Source organism: Lysinibacillus sp. KCTC 33748 (genome assembly GCF_002237755.1).
GTDB lineage: Bacteria > Bacillota > Bacilli > Bacillales_A > Planococcaceae > Lysinibacillus.
Genome location: NZ_MWSJ01000017.1, coordinates 15,448 through 35,590, shown reverse-complemented (window position 1 = coordinate 35,590; position 20,143 = coordinate 15,448). Strand labels below are relative to the sequence as shown.

The 20,143-nt window shown below is 38.1% G+C and carries 18 protein-coding genes; 9 read left to right on the top strand and 9 right to left on the bottom strand.

Annotation, left to right across the window (positions count from 1 at the left end; translation table 11 throughout):
* Together B1B04_RS17880 and B1B04_RS17875 are read right to left on the bottom strand one after the other, a co-directional pair.
* The gene (locus B1B04_RS17880; protein ID WP_079562760.1) at positions 1-423 is read right to left on the bottom strand and encodes a Na(+)/H(+) antiporter subunit B; all 423 of its coding nucleotides are present in this window, start codon (positions 421-423) and stop codon (positions 1-3) included.
* Positions 410-2,824, bottom strand: a complete 2,415-nt coding sequence (locus B1B04_RS17875; protein WP_079562759.1) for a Na+/H+ antiporter subunit A — start codon at positions 2,822-2,824, stop codon at positions 410-412. The genes B1B04_RS17880 and B1B04_RS17875 overlap by 14 nt, the downstream gene beginning before the upstream one ends.
* A gap of 843 nt (positions 2,825-3,667) precedes the next feature.
* On the opposite strand from B1B04_RS17875, the gene B1B04_RS17870 reads away from it, so the two are divergent.
* Positions 3,668-4,357 carry an adenine nucleotide alpha hydrolase family protein gene (locus B1B04_RS17870; protein ID WP_079562758.1) on the top strand — a complete coding sequence of 230 codons (690 nt, stop codon included), beginning with the start codon at positions 3,668-3,670 and terminating at the stop codon, positions 4,355-4,357.
* 111 nt (positions 4,358-4,468) lie between these two features.
* Here B1B04_RS17870 and B1B04_RS17865 read toward each other — a convergent pair whose 3' ends face one another.
* The gene (locus tag B1B04_RS17865) at positions 4,469-5,671 is read right to left on the bottom strand and encodes an MFS transporter (RefSeq protein WP_079562757.1); all 1,203 of its coding nucleotides are present in this window, start codon (positions 5,669-5,671) and stop codon (positions 4,469-4,471) included.
* 115 nt (positions 5,672-5,786) lie between these two features.
* Here B1B04_RS17865 and B1B04_RS17860 point away from each other — a divergent pair, with 115 nt between their 5' ends.
* Complete coding sequence (locus B1B04_RS17860) at positions 5,787-6,506, top strand: YetF domain-containing protein (protein WP_079562756.1); 720 nt, start codon at positions 5,787-5,789, stop codon at positions 6,504-6,506.
* Positions 6,507-6,743: 237 nt separating this feature from the next.
* Here the strand turns inward: B1B04_RS17860 and B1B04_RS17855 are convergent, their stop codons facing one another.
* From B1B04_RS17855 to B1B04_RS17835, 5 genes are all read right to left on the bottom strand, one after another.
* Complete coding sequence (locus tag B1B04_RS17855; RefSeq protein ID WP_079562755.1) at positions 6,744-7,526, bottom strand: ABC transporter permease; 783 nt, start codon at positions 7,524-7,526, stop codon at positions 6,744-6,746.
* Positions 7,523-8,416 carry an ABC transporter ATP-binding protein gene (locus tag B1B04_RS17850; protein WP_079562754.1) on the bottom strand — a complete coding sequence of 298 codons (894 nt, stop codon included), beginning with the start codon at positions 8,414-8,416 and terminating at the stop codon, positions 7,523-7,525. The genes B1B04_RS17855 and B1B04_RS17850 overlap by 4 nt, the downstream gene beginning before the upstream one ends.
* Positions 8,413-8,616 carry a PLDc N-terminal domain-containing protein gene (locus tag B1B04_RS17845; RefSeq protein WP_079562753.1) on the bottom strand — a complete coding sequence of 68 codons (204 nt, stop codon included), beginning with the start codon at positions 8,614-8,616 and terminating at the stop codon, positions 8,413-8,415. The genes B1B04_RS17850 and B1B04_RS17845 overlap by 4 nt, the downstream gene beginning before the upstream one ends.
* Before the next feature lie 213 nt (positions 8,617-8,829).
* Complete coding sequence (locus B1B04_RS17840) at positions 8,830-9,261, bottom strand: protein-tyrosine phosphatase family protein (RefSeq protein ID WP_079562752.1); 432 nt, start codon at positions 9,259-9,261, stop codon at positions 8,830-8,832.
* Between the two features lie 20 nt (positions 9,262-9,281).
* On the bottom strand, positions 9,282-10,229 hold the full coding sequence (locus B1B04_RS17835; protein WP_079562751.1) for a carbohydrate kinase family protein: 948 nt from the start codon (positions 10,227-10,229) through the stop codon (positions 9,282-9,284).
* Between the two features lie 237 nt (positions 10,230-10,466).
* On the opposite strand from B1B04_RS17835, the gene B1B04_RS17830 reads away from it, so the two are divergent.
* Both B1B04_RS17830 and B1B04_RS17825 read left to right on the top strand, forming a co-directional pair.
* A complete protein-coding gene (locus B1B04_RS17830) occupies positions 10,467-11,030 on the top strand; it encodes a GNAT family N-acetyltransferase (RefSeq protein WP_079562750.1) in 564 nt (187 codons plus the stop codon).
* Positions 11,031-11,047: 17 nt separating this feature from the next.
* Positions 11,048-11,965, top strand: coding sequence for an EamA family transporter (locus B1B04_RS17825; protein ID WP_079562749.1), 918 nt, complete (start codon positions 11,048-11,050; stop codon positions 11,963-11,965).
* Between the two features lie 281 nt (positions 11,966-12,246).
* Here the strand turns inward: B1B04_RS17825 and B1B04_RS17820 are convergent, their stop codons facing one another.
* Positions 12,247-12,594, bottom strand: coding sequence for an isochorismatase family protein (locus B1B04_RS17820; RefSeq protein WP_079562748.1), 348 nt, complete (start codon positions 12,592-12,594; stop codon positions 12,247-12,249).
* A 692-nt stretch (positions 12,595-13,286) separates the two neighbouring features.
* Here B1B04_RS17820 and B1B04_RS17815 point away from each other — a divergent pair.
* From B1B04_RS17815 to B1B04_RS17795, 5 genes are all read left to right on the top strand, one after another.
* Entirely contained in the window at positions 13,287-14,387 is a 1,101-nt protein-coding gene (locus tag B1B04_RS17815) for an extracellular solute-binding protein (protein WP_079562747.1), read from the top strand.
* Positions 14,388-14,679: 292 nt separating this feature from the next.
* Complete coding sequence (locus tag B1B04_RS17810; RefSeq protein WP_079562746.1) at positions 14,680-15,750, top strand: ABC transporter ATP-binding protein; 1,071 nt, start codon at positions 14,680-14,682, stop codon at positions 15,748-15,750.
* A 12-nt stretch (positions 15,751-15,762) separates the two neighbouring features.
* Positions 15,763-17,484 carry an ABC transporter permease gene (locus B1B04_RS17805; protein WP_079562745.1) on the top strand — a complete coding sequence of 574 codons (1,722 nt, stop codon included), beginning with the start codon at positions 15,763-15,765 and terminating at the stop codon, positions 17,482-17,484.
* 27 nt (positions 17,485-17,511) lie between these two features.
* A complete protein-coding gene (gene argH, locus B1B04_RS17800; protein ID WP_079562744.1) occupies positions 17,512-19,026 on the top strand; it encodes an argininosuccinate lyase in 1,515 nt (504 codons plus the stop codon).
* Positions 19,023-19,970, top strand: coding sequence for an N-acetylglucosamine kinase (locus B1B04_RS17795; protein WP_079562743.1), 948 nt, complete (start codon positions 19,023-19,025; stop codon positions 19,968-19,970). Before argH ends, B1B04_RS17795 begins: the two co-directional genes overlap by 4 nt.
* Positions 19,971-20,143 lie beyond the last annotated feature (173 nt).

Sequence of the window (20,143 nt, the reverse complement as noted above, 5' to 3'; positions counted from 1 at the left end):
CTACTCATCCTCACTTATACTTAAAATAATTGTGACTACAACACCAACTACTGTTAAAGCTACACCAGCCTCGAAAATGGTTACCGTCGAAAAGCCCATCTTCCCGAATATCGGTACATTTATATAGCTATGTGTCTGCGTTAAAAACGGAGCATCAAAAAATAGTGAGCCAATTGCTGTGCCCGTCGCAAGTAATACGCCAAGTGCAGCAACTTTTTTAAAATCAAAAGGCATCCCTTTATGCACTGTTTCAATGTCATACGCTAAATATAGTAGGACAATGCCGGAGGCTAGTACGAGACCACCTATAAAACCTCCACCCGGAGCATGATGCCCTGCAAAGAATAAATAAATACCAAGGGTTAAAATTATGAATACGACTGTCTTTGTGACAGTACGTAAAATGACGTCATTGATTTTCATGATCCGTTTCCTCCTTTCGTGGCTTTAGCTTCGTTAATGTATACACTCCTAAGCCAGCAATCAGAAGAACGACAACTTCTAGCATCGTATCAAACGCACGGAAATCGCCTAATATGGTGTTGACGATATTTGAACCACCCGCCAGCTTGTAAGAATCATTGAAGTAAGTAGCTACTGGCTCAAAGCGATCGAAATGGACAACCGCTAAGCCTACTAATGTAACTGTGGCGCCAACGAAAATGGATATAATGACCTTAGACCATTTCATTTTTTTGCGGGAGGCTTCAGGCATTAAATCAGGTAAATATTTAAAGCATAGAAGGAATAAAGCAGTTGTCACAGATTCAACGACTAATTGCGTTAATGCTAAATCAGGCGCACGGAAAATCACAAAGAAAAATGCGATTGAATAGCCAAGTACGCCATTCAATAACATTGCTGTTACGCGTCCCTTAGCGAATATTATCCATACGGCAGCGAACATCATGACAAACACTAAAATGAGCTCATAGGACTCAACTGCGGAATCCTTCGCAAAATTAAATGCAATAGCATCCGACCAAATAAAATATCCTGCGATAAGGGCAACAAAGAATACATATATATAGACAAAATAATGTGTTAAATTACCTGTCATATACCGATTCGTAAGCTTTGCCGAACTATTTTCACCAAACTCAATCAAACGATTGTAATACATATTAAACGTATATCTTTGTGGGAATATCCGATACAAAGGCTTCCAGCTTTTTAACGTTTTAAACAAGATAATCCCTATAATAATGACACCAACAGTCATTAACAATTCAGCATTAATGCCATGCCAAGCATGAATATGTGGTGTTAATTCACTAGCCGATGGGAATGCTGGATAAATACTTGCCATAGCAGGATCTAAAATATAATGCCCTAGCACATTCGGGAAGAAGAAAATCCCAACTACAAAGACGCACAAAATGATTGGCGAAAGTAGCATACCTAACGGAGCCTCATGCGGTTTTTTATCCAACTTATCAAGCTGTAGTTTTCCGAAAAACGTTCGACTAATTAAAATCATACAGTACACAAATGTAAAGATACTTGCTACCCATGCCACTATTGGAAATAATAATCCCAAATCAGAAATTGAAAATGCCTCTACATTGCGAATAGTTAATGCTGCAGCGAAAAACATTTCTTTACTTAAGAAACCGTTAAATGGAGGTAAGCCGGCCATAGAAAATCCACCAATAACTGCAATGGTGAAAGTTATAGGCATTAAAGCCATTAACCCTCCAAGACGACGAATATCACGTGTGCCCACCTCATGATCGACAATACCGACCATCATGAAAAGTGCACCTTTAAACGTGGAGTGATTAATAAGATGAAACAACGCCGCAAAGCTTGCCTGCGTGTAAAGAACAGTATCTGCAGCATAGCCGTAATAATGTGCTACTGATCCTAGTCCAAATAAACTCATAATCAAACCGAGTTGACTAACCGTTGAAAAGGCCAGTAACGCCTTTAAATCTGTTTGCCTCACAGCATTAAATGAGCCCCAGAACAACGTTACAAGACCAATCACACTGACTAGCCAGAACCAAACAGCCTCTCCTCCAAACACTGGAGAAAAACGTGCAACTAAATAAATCCCGGCCTTTACCATTGTTGCCGAGTGTAAGTAAGCACTGACAGGAGTTGGCGCCTCCATCGCATCAGGAAGCCAAATATGGAAAGGAAACTGTGCAGATTTTGTAAATGCACCGATTAGAATAAGGATTAACGCTGGAATAAACAGTGTGTGATCTCGTATAACCTCTACGTCGGCTACGATTTCACGAATACTAAATGTACCCGATGCTACATACAGCATCAAAAAGCCTGCAAGCATTGAAAGGCCACCAAAAACGGTAATAGTCATCGCTTTTCTTGCACCAGCACGAGATGCTTTTCGATGATGCCAAAATGCAATTAACAGGAATGATGACACACTTGTTAGCTCCCAAAATGTGTATAATACCATTAGATTATCTGAAAAGACGACGCCAAGCATTGCACCCATGAATAGTAATAAATAGCAGTAAAAATGGTGAAGAGATTCTTTCGTTGATAAATAAAATATAGAATATAAAATGACTAAACTACCTACACCCGTAATCAGCAAGCCAAAAATCATACTGAGTCCGTCGAGGTAAGTTGTGAAATTTATATTAAAAGAGGGAATCCACTCATATGTATGAATAAACGTTTTACCCTCGGCAATTTGAGGAATATAGCGCGCGAGTAAAAGAAATAGGATGAATGGAACGGATAAAACAAACCAGCCAAGATGTGCAACACGCCTTAACCGCCTATAAAGTAGTGGAATAAGCGCAGCACAAACAAATGGTAAAAGTATCGCAATGAGAACTGTAACCAAGTGAAAACCTCCTACTATCAATTTCGTTCAGCAACTGTTTACTATAGTGCGAAAAACTGTGACAACCGATAATAAAGTATTCCCAAATCTACTGAAGTTACTACTGTTTATACTTTATTTCGAACACAAAAATTCTATAGTAATCGCTGGAGACTCTAACTTTATTCAGCAAACGTTTACACTGAAAAAAAGTTAAGCCTTTTTGCCTCCCACCAGGAAGATATTAGATCAATAAAGCTAATTAACATATCAGAAATTTTCTTGAAATTTGATTTTTTCACGTAATAAACTTGAATTGGAAAGTAAGCGGTATGCGTTGTAATAATAGACATTATAAATATAGACAAATCTAGATCATTCAACATTCAACATTCAACACATACTTTATGCAGAGAGAAGCTTTTGATGGTAGTAGCACTGCATAAAACCTGGGGAACTTTTTTAGCTATTTAGCTTCATATCCTGAGAAGCAAAAATAACCAATATCGCCTTAATCCTATAGAGAATGGCATGATTTTTAAACGAGATAATATGTACACACACAATGGTGTACCAAGTCACTTGACTATCTATTTAACTAACTGCATAATAGTGTGGCATATAGAAGCAATTGGTTTAAATGCACGAAATGCATAAATCAAATAACTGTAAAGTATAAAGATAACCCAGTTTTCTCAAGGTTTTCCCGATATATTGTCATTAACTTTTATACGTTTTTTAGTATACAATATAAATGAGCATAATGCACTGTATCAGCATCGATTTTAGCTGTTTTAGGATATTTTTTTCAAAATCGACAGTAGAATTAATAAAATAACAACATGATAAGAGGTGTTAATTTTTATGAAGCATGTAAAAGGGCGTTTAGACGAAAGTATATTAGTTTGTGTTTACTATGGGCTTAACGGCGAGCGATTAATACGACGCGGTCATAAAATGGCTACAATGCTAGATTGTCCACTCTATATCCTTTCAGTCGATTCGCAACCCCTTGATGCCTTTGACGCAGAGAAGTCTAGCTACATTGAGCAATGGAAAAAGTTATCTGATGAGCTTGAAATTGAAGAGTTCATATTACAAGATAATGAAAAGCGTCCAATACAAAAGGTTATAGCAGAAGTGGCAAAAAATTACGGAATTTCTCAAATTATCGTAGGCCAAAGCGCACAAAGCCGCTGGGAAGAGATTACAAAAGGTTCTTTCCTAAATGTTTTATTAAAAGAGGTTCCTTTCGTTGATTTTCACATCGTGGCTGTCCAACGTCCAACTGACGATGATGATGCAAACGATACATATGAGAAAGGTGTACGTGCTTATTTAATTCAAGAACATGGAGACTTTAAAGTAGCATTTACATGTCCTAAATATGTATCCATTGAAGGGATATTCTTCAAAGAGGTTGGTACTGACTTTGATAATGGTATTTTTAAATTCACTTACAATGATAAAATGCATGAAGTTCACATATCAGAGGGCTATATACTAGATAAGGGAAAACTTCCTTCTGAATTTTTATCACCATTACGTCAATAATAAAAACGCGTTTCTCTAATAATTAGAGAACGCGTTTTTGCTTATCGATAAAATAATGAATACCTTTCACTTTGGAGGAAACAAACTCGATGCTCCTCGCGATCTTTATGATTACACCGCCGAAGCTGGCTTATCCTTAGGTAAGAAAAAGGCTACTAGTAATAATAATGGTAGCAAAGATACAACCATCATCGTAAAATCAATTCCCCTATGATCCATCAATACACCAATGACCATCGCACCTATTGCCCCCATTCCGAAAGCAAAGCCAGTTGTTAAACCAGCCATTGTACCAATTTTTGTTGGAACAAGCTCCTGTGCGTAAACCACCGTTACCGAGAAACTAATCATAATGAGTGTACCGATAATTACTAAAAATATAATAGCTGCCCATAATGGTACATATGGCAACGCTAAACAAAATGGCATCGGTACAACAACGGACAGTAAAATAACATTTTTTCTACCAATTCGATCTGATAATGAACCCCCAAAAAATGTACCAATAACGCCAAATGCCATAAAGGTGAATATTAAAACTTGGCCTAGTTGAAGGCTAACGCCATAATGATTCATTAAATAAAACACATAAAAACTTGTAATATTAGTTGTATAAAATGATCTCGCAAAAATAATAGTAAATAGTAACGTCAACGCAATGCCTACTTGTTTCTTCGTTAATGGAGGCAAGTTAGAAACTAATACTCGCTTTTTCTTTGCCATACGTTCTTGCTCCAACTGCTTCTTATACCACTTTGCAATTTTACTTAATAGTAGAATACCTATTGCTGCCACTACTAAGACCATTGCTGCACCACGCTGTCCAAAGATAGCGAAAACATAAGCGCTAATTAATGGTGCGAGTGCTTGCCCAGAGTTACCTCCGACTTGATAAATCGATTGAGCAAGTCCTCTTTTTGAGCCTGCTGCCATAAATGAAACACGTGAACCCTCAGGATGGAAAATAGCTGAGCCAAACCCTAAAAATAATACTGCAATAATTATTATCGAATATTGTGATGTGAACGCTATAATGGCTATGCCAATAAATGAACTAATCATACCAATTGGTAATGCATAGGGCATCGGCTTTTTATCGCTAACAAAACCTACAACCGGTTGCAAGGCAGAGGCAAACATATTTAATGCGAACGAAATAAGACCTATTTGAGTGAAAGTTAACCCTAAATCACTCTTTAATATTGGGAACATCGCTGGTATAACAGCTTGCATCGTATCATTGATAAGATGGGCAATACCTATTGCTATCATAATTGGATACACTGGGTTATTTAAATTTCCGACTTGTTTCATGCTGCCACCTCACTTTTAAAATTATCTCAAAATTTGGTTACAAATGATTGTCGCATACTATTGACCTTTTTGCACAAGCTATTTTCAATAGCGGTTTTAAGGAGTTGATTTATGTATGGACGATTTTATTCACGCTCATTTTTGGGAAATGATACTTAGAGCAACACTTTCTTTTTTCGCACTACTAATGGTAGCCCGAATTCTTGGAAAAAAACAGCTTGGTCAGCTTACATTTTTCCACTATACAACAGGTATCACATTTGGGTCGATTGCTTCTGAAATAGCAGCACAGGCAGAAACACCCTTTTTAGATGGACTTATTGCATTAATTTGGTGGGGCGTTTTAACATATTTGATGACTATCCTTACTATTAAATCTAAAAGAGCTCGTGTAATTGTTGATGATAAGCCAACAATCCTTATTCAAAATGGACTTATTTTAGAATCTGCTTTAAGGAAAAATCGTTTGCATATGGATGAGTTAACAATGATGCTACGAGAACAAGCTGTATTCTCTGTTCAAGATGTGCAATATGCACTACTTGAAACTACCGGTAAACTTAGTGTGCTACCAAAACCTACTGAACAACCGGCTACAAAACAAGATGTAAAGGCCGATGTAACACCACCAACTTATATTCCAACAGAGGTGGCTTCAGATGGGCAAATTATTTATGAAAACTTAGTTGAACTTGAGTTGACGGAAGAGTGGCTTATGAAAAAGTTAAAAAAACAAAATGTCCAATCCGTTACAGATGTCTTTTTTGCCCAAGTTCAAGCAAACGGCTCCTTATATATAAGCTTGAAGGATAAAGCAAGACGATCAAGCCCTTAACAGCTTGTCTCGTCTTGTTTTATTTATTAATATCTAACGGTGTCACAATGCCGATTCGTTTTCGAGGCGGCGTTACTTAAAAAAAACACCAACCCGATAAAAATCTACCAAGTTGATGCTCATGAATATAATTAAGTTATTTAAAAACAAAGTTAGACATGGAGTTCCCTAGGGCCGATTCGATGTCGATCATTTCGGTAATGCCACAGGACGTGGCGTTTTTAGACTGAGAAGAAGTTAGATTTTCGTCATCGATGCGTTTTTCTTCATCGTCAAAGCTCCGATACTCATACAAATTATCGTGATCGCTAATGTAATAGATAGACTCCACCAATAATCCGACATCTCCATCGTGCCCCTCATTAATTGAACGCCATATACCGGCAGTTTCCACGGTGATATTGTCCAAAATGCCCCTACTATAGCATCCACTATTTGCCCAATAAATATGACAGCGAATGCACATGCTGTTGCTACCACTGTTGTAAAAGCCGCACTCATCATTAATGTCACTGCTATTACGAAGAGTAGCCAAGAAAAATACGTGAAAAAACTTGCCATAAGTGTCCCTATCTCAAATGTCCCATAAAGCACGACCGTATAGTATACGCTCGCAGCAAAACCAGCTAAAATGCTAATTAAGCTTACAGTACTCATGACGATAAATTTGCTCATAAAATAAGCGCCGAACGATATAGGACGGACATACAATAAAGTAGCCATCCCACTTGCTCTTTCTTTACTAATTGCTCCTACAAAAGAAGCTATTATTACGAGTAAACCTATCGTTTGAAATTGGCCAATGGAAGCTTGTAATAGGTCAACTGGCATTAATTCCGGCATCAACATTTCAAAGCCTTCTGGTAAGTTACCAATAGCATTTAAAATATCCATCATGTAATAGTTTGTTAGCGGATCACTCATACCAAGCAACGCAAATACAAGAGGTATCCATAAAAACTTCCAACTTCGCCAAGCTTCTCTGAATTCCTTTTGCAGAAGTACAGTAAATCCTCTCATATTTTTCTCGCCACCTTCATGAAAATCTCTTCAAGTGATGCTGTTTGCCGCTCCACTTTTCGTATTTTATAAGGATTACTACTTAAATATTGAAGGAGCTCTTGCATACTCGGCTTTTCATTAATAATTTCTATATATACATTACGACCCTTTGCTTCTCCAACAAGTTCAGATTGACTGGCAAAAAGTTTTGCCTCTTTTTCAGTGCTAAATTCTACAACATAATTTGGTTCATCGAAACGTTGTCGAACTTCACGTAATGTCCCCTGTTCCACTAACTTCCCATCACGTAAAAACAATAATTGATCGGTCATCTCTTCGGCATCATTTAAAATATGCGTCGAATATAAAATAGTTGTTTCTAGTTGTAAGCCCTTTAACAAATCAAGAACTTCTCTACGACCTACCGGATCCAATGCAGATACAGGTTCATCCAATAACAGTAATTTAGGCTTATGCACAATTGCCTGGGAAATTCCAAGCCGTTGCTTCATGCCACCAGAAAATGTAGCAATTTTTTTATTTAAATCATTACCTAGACCTACAAACTCAAGTGTTTTTTGTGCCTCTACTATTGCTTTTTTTGCAGGCACACCATTTAACTTTGCAGCCATTTCAGTAAACTCTAACGCACTTAACCAAGGATGGAATTGTGGATATTGCGGCAAGAAACCAATATTAGCTCTTAAATTACCATCTAGCATTTTCACACTTCCAGAGGTTGGTTTTAATAAACCTGTTAACATCGATAATGTTGTTGTTTTACCAGCGCCATTAGGTCCAATTAAAGCTGTCGATGTATTTTTTTCTAATGTGAATTCCACTCCGTCCACAACTACTCTTTCTGCAAATTGCTTTGTAAGTCCTGTTACCTGAAGTAATATTGTCATGATTGTTTTCTCCCCACTATAAAGTACGCAATCGAACCAATGTAACTAGTAAAAATGATAAGAAACACCCATAAAATTTTAGGCCCATTTGTTGCATGGATTTTTCGTAAATCAACTAGAGCTATAATCATTAAAATAAATTGGACAACAATTAGTGGCGCTATGACTGCCCATGGAACTTCCGCTAACTCCTCCATCATAGAGATCACCTCACCTTTGTTATATCATTACTATAACAAAAACTGTTCTAATGTGCATAGCACAATTTTATGTATGTTGAGAATGGTCAATCTATGCACATGACATACGTTTTAACAAAATATCATCCAACTTTTTAATTTTATCGGAATACTTTCAGGTTTTTTCGACTAACTAAAAAAGAAGGCGCACCAAAATCTGGTACACCTTCTCATTTATTTATATAACTTCTGCAAAGCATCTGCCATTTTTGGTCGAATGGTTACTTGTGGACGCGCGTCCTTTACAGCTGCTTCCGCTTCCTCTAGAGAATCCGTCATGCCAAGCTCCATTAGTACAGCAGTGGCTGCCACTCCTGCGCGACCTCCCCCACTTCCACAATGGAAGTACACTTTCTGCCCACTCTCATAGGCAGTAACAATTTCTTTCGCAACTTTTTGAATAGATGGTGCTACTTCTATGTCCTCATCAGCAATTGGCATATGCTTGTACACATATGAAGCCGCATCTTGCTCCTCATTAGATAGGCCATTTACGCGAACATCAATCACAATATCCACCGTTTCTTGTTCAAAAGCTACATCTGCATCTTTCGCACCGCCAAAGAATAATCGATCCTTCACTAATACATCGTAATTTTTCTCCATTGTATGCACACTCCAAACGACTATTTAAGTAAATGCTTAATATCATCAAAGTATGGAAGAGCTGTTAATGCCCCTGCTTTAGTAGCTGCCAAAGCACCTAGCTTATTGCCAAAACTTGCACAACGAGCAAGTTCTTCCTCTGTTGTAGGTAAACCATTATAATGAACATCGCGTAATACACCAGCCATAAATGCATCTCCAGCACCTGTAGTATCTACTGGCACAACCTTTTCTGTCGGTACATGGATAACCTCACCATTTAATACCGCATATGTGCCATTTTCCCCTACTGTTACTAAAATAATAGGCACTAAATAGCTGTTTAATTGCTCAATTCCCTCTTCCAAGCTTGTTGTTTCTGTCAGGAAAAATAATTCCTCATCAGTGACCTTTAAAATATCTACGTTCTCGAAAAATGACGTGATCGTTTCACGGCAAATCTGCTCACTACTCCAACGTAGAGGGCGAATATTCGCATCCATTGCAATAATTGCGCCTTTTTCTTTTGCCATCTCTACAGCAGCACGTGTTGTCTCAAGGGCTGTAGGATGGAACATAGTTCCCGAGCACACTGTTAAAGCAGATGCATGTTTAAAAGCTGCTTCATTTAATTGCCTTGCTTCTACTTGTAAATCTGGCGTCTCATCGACATAATCTTTAAAAATTCGTTCGCATGCCTCCGTTAAATGAACATAGACACCGCTAACACGCTTCGCAGGGTCAAATACCGCATAATCCAGGTTTACTCCTTCTTGCACAAGGCCATCTCGAACGAATTGAGAGCCTTCGTCGTCTCCAGTAATCGTAATTAATGCAGATGGGGCACCGATACGGCTAATTCCCGCAGCAACATTTACCGTCGCACCGCCCATATATTTAGTAAAAGATGTATTTGTTACATCATCAGCGATATAGTCAATAAAAGCATCTCCATAAACTAAAATATAATCCTTATCTTCCTTTGTCATTGTTGTCCTCCCGAAACTCTAGTCTTTATAGATTAACACGAAATCAGATATCGTATAAAGTTTTAAACTTTCGGAAAAATAATCAATTATGCCTTGGCTTAATTGTTGCTGTCGCTTCGCTTTCGAGCAGATAAACAATACGGTAAAGATGCCGTCAGAATATCACCATTTATTCAAAAACTTGAGTCATCCTTTATCTTTGTTATACTTGCGTATAGAAAGGTAGGGATTTTGACAATGAGTATTACAATTCGACAAGCGCAACCGCAGGATGCCCATGCCGTTATACCACTAATTATTGATGCGATTGGTGAAATTGCCAACCGTTTAACAGGAGAACAGACAGCTGAAGCAGTAGAACAAGAACTTACTGTACTATTCAAGCGTGAGGATAATCGACATTCCTATTTAAATACTTTTGTAGCTGTTGAGAATGAGCAAGTACTAGGAATTCTTGTTTACTATAATGGTGTCCAAGCCATTCATATGGATGCGAATCTCGTAAAATGGCTTGAAGAAAAAAATGCACCATCCGTCATCATCGATAAAGAAGCTCATGAAGATGAATATTATATTGATACTATTTGTGTATCACCAGAAGCTCGCGGTAAAGGAATAGGAACATTATTATTACAATTCGCCTTAGAGGAAACGCAAAAACGAGGCTATTCAAAATTATCATTAAATGTTGAATCGGAAAAAGAGGACGCTCGTCGCCTTTATGAACGTATGGGCTTTGTTATTACAGAGCCATGGTCCATAATCGATGAACCATTTCATCATATGGTCAAGCAATTTTAGGAAGTGAAATAAAAAACATGAAAAAGAACTTAATTTATCCTCTATTGATTGTCATTGCTTCTAGTAGCTACGGAATACTATCGACAATTGTCAAAGTAGCTATGCAGCATGGCTTTACAACAGGAGAGGCAGTATCAAGTCAATATATTATTGGCTTTATGCTTGTTGCAACTATTTTTATAGTGACACAAAGACAGTTACCGAAGATTTCTAAAAAGGGACTGCTAATTTTAGTGTGCGCCGGGATACTTACCGGTACTACAGGTATTGTATACGGAGAATCGTTAAAGTATCTTCCCGCATCTCTTGCAGTAGTAATGCTCTTCCAATTCACGTGGATAGGCTTATTAATAGATTGCGCACTTCATAAACGCTTACCAAGTCGGACTGAAGTGATTTCTATCATTGTATTATTTGCTGGAACTATTTTAGCGGCTGGTGTACTGAATGTAGATTTAAGCGGTATTGCTATTCAAGGCTGGCTGCTAGGTTTTGCTGCTGCCTTTACTTTTGCTTGCTTTATTCAATTTAACTCTCGTCATGTAGAAGGTATTACAACTACATCACGCGTGTTGATTGTTTCCTTTGTCGCCCTTATCATAATTAGTATTTTCTTAAACCCTGAAGTTCTTTGGAACGGTAAATTATTCGCCGGTGGTTTATGGAAATTCGGACTAGCATTGGGACTCTTCGGTATTATTTTGCCGATTTATTTATTCTCTATAGCTGTTCCGAAAGTGGGAGGAGCCCTTGCTTCTATTTTAAGTGCTATCGAGTTACCCGTGGCTGTAACTGTTTCAGTTATTGTTTTACATGAACCTTTAACTCTTTTACAAATAGCGGGTATTATTTTGGTTATTCTAGGTATGATGCTACCGGCAATACTTTCGCATCGACGACAAAAGGATAAAGTAATTGAGTCCGTCCATAAATAACTATTGTTGCATCAAAAAACACTAAACATATTGAGGCTAAAAAAAACTACTCAAAATTTAAAAAGCGCGAGAAATCAATTTTAGAATCGTTGATTTCTCGCGCTTTTCTATATGTTCATAGCACACACTAAACCGAAAAAATGGTTTATGATTTATTCAAAAATTCATTATTACCTAAACAAATTAGAAAGCCCTGGATTTATCGAAGTTGCTAAAACAAAAGTAAAAATAGGCTTATCCATTTCTATCTTCCTATCGCTAAAGCTTTCATTCCTGATATTTCAATTATCAATAACAATTTCTTTACGCTGTTCAATATATTCATCATAATATAGAACTTCTACATAATCAGACCAATTGAGTATAGTGCCTACAAAATCTACAATATCTATTCCTGGCATTTCATACGAATTTTCATCACCAGTTGTACCGCAAGCATCTTCTATCATGATCGTCTGAAACCCTAAGTGGCTTGCAACAATTGAGGTAAAAAGGCACCAATATTCAATGTTAAATCCTGTGATTAATAAAAGTTCTACTCCTTTTTGTTGAAGATATTTATAAAAGTTTTTATTACTAAATGCATTTGGATTTTTCTTTTCGAACACGGGATATTCTTTTATATCCATTTGTATATCCTCATTAACATCATCATTTTCTACAATGTTTTTTACAAATATAATCTCTTTTTCTTCTCACTCAAATGAATCCACCAATTTTTGTATATTATCCAGTACTTATTTTTGATCTATAAAATCTAATATATAACTTAGATAATCAATTATTAGTAAAGCTTCTTTCATGAGTCTCTCCCCCAGTCGTATAATTCGTTCCTTAAAGTTTAGAGATATTCTTGCTTTAAATCGTAGCATTCATTTCAAAATTACTAAAATCAATCTTTGTTCACTTTTGAACATATTTTAATAATCTATTCTTAAAGTCCCCAAAATTGGGTCTTCTCGCTACTTTAAAGAGTTTTCGACTCTAGATCTCTTATACCTCGGTATAAGTGCGTCCGGAATCGGCTTTGTGCCTGCACAAAGAACTCCTTTTCGATTCCGCGACATCCGCTGGAGGCTTTGGGCCAACGTGATGTTGGTCACTCAGTCGTTGCCACAGGACGTGGCATTCTTAGACTGAGTTCCTCTATTTCAGCGGGTGTTTGGGCACCCGCTGAAAGAAGTTAAACACCATTGCTATCTAGTATTTATTTAGCTATGATGAATCCAATTATAATTTTTTAATTATTCTAACATTAATGTAAGGTCTCCGGATTATACTGCTATATGTAAGTTTTTCATTATTAGGGAGGGGGAAGATTATGCAGAAAACACGTATCTTCGGCTTTTTACTTGTGCTGATGGTTGTTATCTTAGCTGCTTGTAGTAGTGATAATAAGACTTCTACAAAAGATACAACAAATAGCAAAGCGTCCGATTCTGAAAAGACCGATGTGGCAGCTACGCCATCTGGAAAGCTTGTGATCTATACGGGGCGCGATGAAGAAATGGTGCAAAAGGTAATCGATCAGTTTAATGAAAAGTACCCGGACATTGAAGTGGAATTTTTAACGATGGGTGCGCAGCAAATTTTAGAACGCCTACGTGGTGAAAAGGCTAATCCTCAGGCTGATTTTTGGTGGGGCGGTACGCAATCTGCACTAACTGTCGGCGCCGATGAAGATTTACTTCAGGCTTGGAAGCCTAGCTTTAACGACTCTATTGATGCGGCTTATAAAGATGCAGATGGTCGTTGGTTTGGTGAAATGTTACTCCCCGAAGTTATTATGATTAACAGTGATGTATTAAAGAAAGAAACGGGCCCACAGGATTGGGATGATTTATTAGATCCAAAGTGGAAGGATAAAATTTTAATTCGAGGTGTATTAGCTTCTGGGACGATGCGTACTATTTACTCCTCTATGATCTTACGTCAAGGCGCAGATTCACCTGATAAAGGCTACGATTGGCTATTAAAATTAGATGCCAACACTAAGGAATATACACAAGATCCAAATGCACTTTATTTAAAGATGACACGACAAGAAGGCAGCGTTTCTTTATGGAATTTACAAGATATTTTATTAAAGAAATATACGACTGATTATCCGTTCGATTACATTTATCCGAAAAGTGGTGCACCGATTTTAGTTGACGGTGTTGGTGTTGTAAACAATGCTAAAAACTTAGAAAATGCAAAGCTCTTTACAGAATTCATATTTGAAAAAGGTATGGTGACTCAGCTAGCCAACGATTACTATCAAATTCCTACTCGCTCAGATATCGATAAAGAGGCAATGCCTGAGTGGTATAAAGAATTAGATTTAAAAACTTTTGATATAGATTGGAAGCTCATGACTGAGAAAGAAGCTGAATGGATGGAGCATTGGGATAACAATATTAAAGGCCGAGGAAAAAAGTGACCGATGACTAAAAAGTTATGAACTTGCCCTATGTTGCTGACAGGCTCTTCACAAAAATAATTAGGAATGACATTAGTGAAATTGTCTGCTTTGTATATAAGTTGATCTTCGTTACGACTGGGCGACTCCATGGGGATCAGCAATAGAGGAACGGAAATCAACCCCACGTTATGGTGATGAGCCTTTTAATATCATAAGACATCTATGAATATTGTTCATATCTTTAAGCCTCGAGTATATTTCGCTCGAGGCTTCATGCAACTAATTTTCTAACGAGAAAGGAGCATTTCAGTTGAAAAGTGTGAAAATAGAAAATGTCTCTAAGAAATTCGGTCACATTCACGGCGTAAAAGATTTAGATCTTCATATTAAATCTGGTGAATTTTTTACATTCCTCGGTCCAAGTGGTTGTGGGAAAACGACAACTCTTAGGATGATTGCAGGCTTTTATTACCCGACTGACGGGAAAATTCTTTTCGATGATTTTGATGTGACAAGGCTTCAACCTAATAAACGGAACATTGGTATGGTGTTTCAAAATTATGCCCTCTTTCCACACATGACGGTAGACGAAAACATCGCCTTTGGATTACAAGTACGAAAATTTTCAAAGGCAGAGATTAAGCAAAAAGTTGACCGTATTAGAGGGCTTGTCCATTTATCGCAATATGGTAATCGGAAAATTAATGAATTATCTGGTGGGCAGCAGCAACGAGTTGCATTAGCAAGGGCGCTTGTCATAGAGCCTGATATTTTATTATTAGACGAGCCCTTGTCAAATTTAGATGCTAAACTACGTGAAGAAACCCGCGTCGAAATAAAACGTATTCAATCCGAGCTCGGTGTTACAACCATCTATGTTACGCATGATCAAATGGAAGCTATGTCTATGTCAGATCGGATAATGGTCATGGAGAATGGAAACGTCAGACAAATCGGTACACCACAAGAAATTTATAACCGACCTTCAAACCGCTTCGTAGCAGATTTTATTGGCGAGACGAACTTAATTGAAGCGACAATCGATGCTATTAACGGTAACGATATACAAGTAAAAACAGCGAGTGGACTTATTCTCACTGGGCGAAAGCAACAAAGCTCCCCCACTTTAACGCATATGATTGGAGACAAAGTGTTTATTTCTATTCGTCCTGAATCTATTCATGAAGGTACTGGTGAAAACACATTAACGGGTAAAATCACTTTTGTTGAATTTACAGGAATTAGTGTGAACTACATTGTAGAATGTCTAGATTTTTCACTAAAAGTAATGATTATTAATATGAATGGTCAATTCAAAAAAATTGGTGAAGAAATCACTCTAACTATAGCCCAAGATTCACTGTATTTTTTAGGAGAATAGGAGGGTACTAACATGGAAAAAACACACCACAGTTCTTCTGAAGGAAATGCATGGACACGTTTAACTAGCGCGAACTGGTTTGTCTATATTTTAGTTGCACCTTTATTTTTAGTGTTGTTTGCCTATGTGGTATACCCGTTCTATCAAACGTTTAAAGAGAGCTTTTCAGGTGATGATGCACTCTCTAATTATAAAAATTTCTTTAATATAGCTAGCCCAGCAAATATAGAGGCATTGTGGACTAGTATATATATATCCGCTATCAGTGTTATTTGTTGTGCGATCGTCGGTGTAACTATGGCATTTCTTCTGGAACGCTATAATTTCCCAGGTAGACGAATACTCTCTGTTTTAGTATTGGTACCTATGGCTCTTCCGCCGTTAGTAGGTGTACTGTCCTTTACTTTTTTGTATGGAGACAGTGGTATTTTCCCGCGTGCATTTCAGCACCTATTCGGTTTAGAGCAAGTACCCTTTTCATTAAAAGGCATATGGGGGGTTATCGTAGTACATACATTCACTATGTACACTTACTTCTACTTAACTGCCTCAGCAGCTATAAAAGGTCTTGATCCAGCTTTAGAAGAAGCCGCTACTAGTTTAGGTGCCGGGCGTATTCGGGTATGGACAAAGGTTATTTTGCCCATGTTAACACCTTCGATTGTTGCCTCCTCCTTACTCGTCTTTATGATATCTATGGCATCCTACACTGCACCTCTAATGTTCGGTGTCGAACGTACAATGACCATGCAAATCTATTTATCTCGTACGAATGGGAATTTAGATATGGCAGCGACACAATCTATGATTTTATCCTTTGTGTCCATTACCTTTTTAATTGTGATGCGCTGGTATCAAAACCGTCGAAATTATCAAAACCTCAGTAAAGGTATTAGTGTTCACCGTTCTGAAGTGTCTTCAAGAAGCATGAAAATTATGGCAACTATTGCGTCTTTCATAGGCACATTAATTTTAATTTTACCGATTTTAGTACTTATTTTAATTTCATTTTCCGTTGATGGTGCATGGAAAACACAAATTCTCCCAACAGACTATACATTGGATCATTATCAAGCACTTTTTACAGATGAACGGACGTGGCGACCGATTTGGAACTCCATTCAAATGGGGATTGTTGCAACTTTCGGCAACATTCTTTTCGGTGTTGCAGCAGCCTATGCAATGGTTCGCTTAAACTTTAAAGGTAAAACATTACTCGATATTTTAATTATGGTTCCTTGGGCATTGCCAGGAACGGTTGTAGCTGTCAATTTGATTGCAGCCTTTAGTACAGAAAATATATTCGCCTTTAATCAAGTTCTTGTCGGGACGTTCTGGATTTTGCCATTAGCTTATTTTATTAGACATTTACCTCTTGTTTTCCGCTCGACATCGGCATCACTTGTTCAATTAGATCAATCTATCGAAGAAGCGTCACGGAGTTTAGGTGCAACATGGTGGTATTCATTTAGACGTATTGTACTTCCCCTTACATTTACGGGCATTTTGGCAGGTACGTTACTAGCACTTGTTCAAAGCTTTGGCGAATTCGTAGCGTCTATTCTTATTTACAGTACGTCGACCATCCCATTATCAGTGGCGATCTTCCAAAAACTATATTCGTTTAAATTTGGAACTGCTTGTGCATATGGCGTCTTACAAATTTGTTTAATTTTAATTGTGCTTATTATTTCTGAGAAGTTATCTAAAGGCAGTGCTGGTTCGGCCATATAACTGCTAATCTAATAGGAGGCAATTCATATGTTTGAAGATTTTCGCAACAAAACACAGCAAGAAGATGGGATGATCTTCCCTTCTAATATTTATCGTAAAATTGTCTTACAGCCGGCTTACGATGAAGCCAAGAAAAACTTTTTAACAATTATTCTACAAATCAATATTGCACACTTAAAAATGTTAGAAGAACAGGGACTAGTAAAAAAAGAAGAAGCTAAAGAAATTGGAATCGCTCTAAAAAAACTAGATTTGAACTATTATCGTATAGAGGATTACAGCCCACTATATGAGGATTTGTTTTTCCGCATCGAAAATAAATTGATAGAGCTTGCTGGCGATGTTGCAGGAAATCTTCACATTGGGAGAAGTCGTAATGATATGGGCATTGCCATCTATCGCATGACTTTAAGAAAAAAATTGTTATTGCTAATGCGAGAATTACTGACATTACGGGATGATTTAATCGCAGCTGCTGAGGAGCACGTTGATACGATTATGATTGGCTATACACATACGCAGCAGGCACAGCCAACAACTTTTGCTCATTATTTGAAGGCTGTCATCGATCAACTTGAACGCGATTTTGAACGTTTACAGCATGTCTACAAAACGGTGAATCGCAGTAGTATGGGAGCAGCAGCATTAACGACAACAGGCTTCAATATTAATCGAGAGCGCATGCGTGAGTTATTGGCCTTCGATGATATTATCGAGAATGCGTGGGATGCTGTTGCTGGTGCAGATTATATCGCAGAGGCAGCGAGTATCGTTCAGCTTGCGGCACTTAATCTTGGCCGTACATCCCAGGATTTTCTACTATGGGCTACACAGGAATTCAATGCATTTACGTTGGCGAGCCCGTACGTACAAGTTAGCTCAATCATGCCACAAAAACGCAATCCTGTTTCAATAGAGCATACACGTTCATTGCTATCAGCAGTTGTTGGTGACGCTAGTACAGTATTACAGATGGTACATAATACACCTTTTGGAGATATTGTAGACACAGAAGATGATATGCAACCATATTTATGGCGCGCCATCGACCGTTTAATAGGTATTTACGAACTATTTGGTTCGCTAGTTGTCACGATGGATGTAAACAAGAAAAAACTAAGAAATCGAGCAAACAATAGCTTTGCCAATGTCACAGAGCTTGCCGATACGTTAGTGCGTTCTGAAGGGATTTCATTCCGGCAGGCACATAGTATTGTTAGTAAATGTATTAAAGTATTGCTCTCTCATGGGGAGGAATCTTTAGCAAGTCTTACATGGGGGCTCACCAATACACAAGCCAAATTAATTACGGGTAAACCATTAAAAATTTCTGAGGAAGATTTTTATAACACATTAAAACCGGAGACCTTCGTTGGTGTACGTACATTACCTGGTGGTCCAGCACCCGCAACGATGAAAGCATCTCTTGAACACTGCAAGGCAAATTCTCATAATCTTTATGAGTGGATTCGTTTGAAGGAATTTAAAATTATTGAAGCAGAAAAACAATTAACAGTATTTTTAGAGGAATGGAATCAATGATGGGATGGCTACTTATTATTGACGGTGGTGCTACAAAAACGGCATGTGCGCTCGTACATGCCGAGTCTGGTGAAATAATCTATACAACATCAACAAGTGGCTCGAATTATCAAGCAATCGGTGCTGAACCTGCTACAGAAATAGTGCAAGCGTTATTAGCAAATGTGCAGGACTTTTTGCAAAAGCAAGATGACTCTACTATTGCTGTAGCTACCTTTGCAATGGCTGGGATTGATTCTCCCAAAGATCATGAAATCGTATCAACAATCGTTCATAGCGCCGTATCAGCATTACAGCTAAAAATAGATACGCTTATTATAGAAAATGATGCGCAAGCCACTTTACTCGGCGTTACTGCTGGACAGGCAGGCGCGTTACTCATCGCTGGGACAGGAGCCATTGCTTACGCATTTACCGGTACACAAATAGTACGTGCAGGTGGCTGGGGGCATCGTGCTGGAGATGAAGGCAGTGGCTATTGGCTAGGGCAAGAAGTAATACGCGCCATTTTCCGCATGGAGGACGGGCGCGGTGAGCCGACCCTATTAAAAAATGCTGTCTATAATCACTTACGGATCCGAGACGTCACAGAGCTAGCTACATGGCTTTTCCACCCATCTTACACGAACGCGCAGCTTGCAAAAATGGGGGCATTTTTAGCAGATGCCGTGGACAAAAAGGATCCATGCGCCATCCAAATATCAATGTGTGCTGCCCATGAGCTAGCGCTCCTTGCATGTGCTGTGTTGAAAAAAATTGACTATCAAGACGACGCCTTTAGCCTTTATTGTAATGGTGGAGCCATTAAGCATAATCCATTAATTTTTAAAACTTTTTCACAGGAAATGAAATCGATGTATCCGCAAATTGAAGTTTCTCTGTGTCAGCATCCGCCAATCCATTATCTTATAGAGCGGACAAAAAAGGCCTATGACAATCTGTAATGTCATAGGCTCTTCATGTTATTGAACACTATTATGTTCAATGAAATCAAGGTGTGTATTTAAACAAAGTATTACTCTTCTGCAAAACGAGGGGTCGAATTCCGTTCCGGCTGGGCGCTTTCCTGGGGGCGTCCAGTCTCCACTCCAATCAACCACTTCACATAACGTGTATC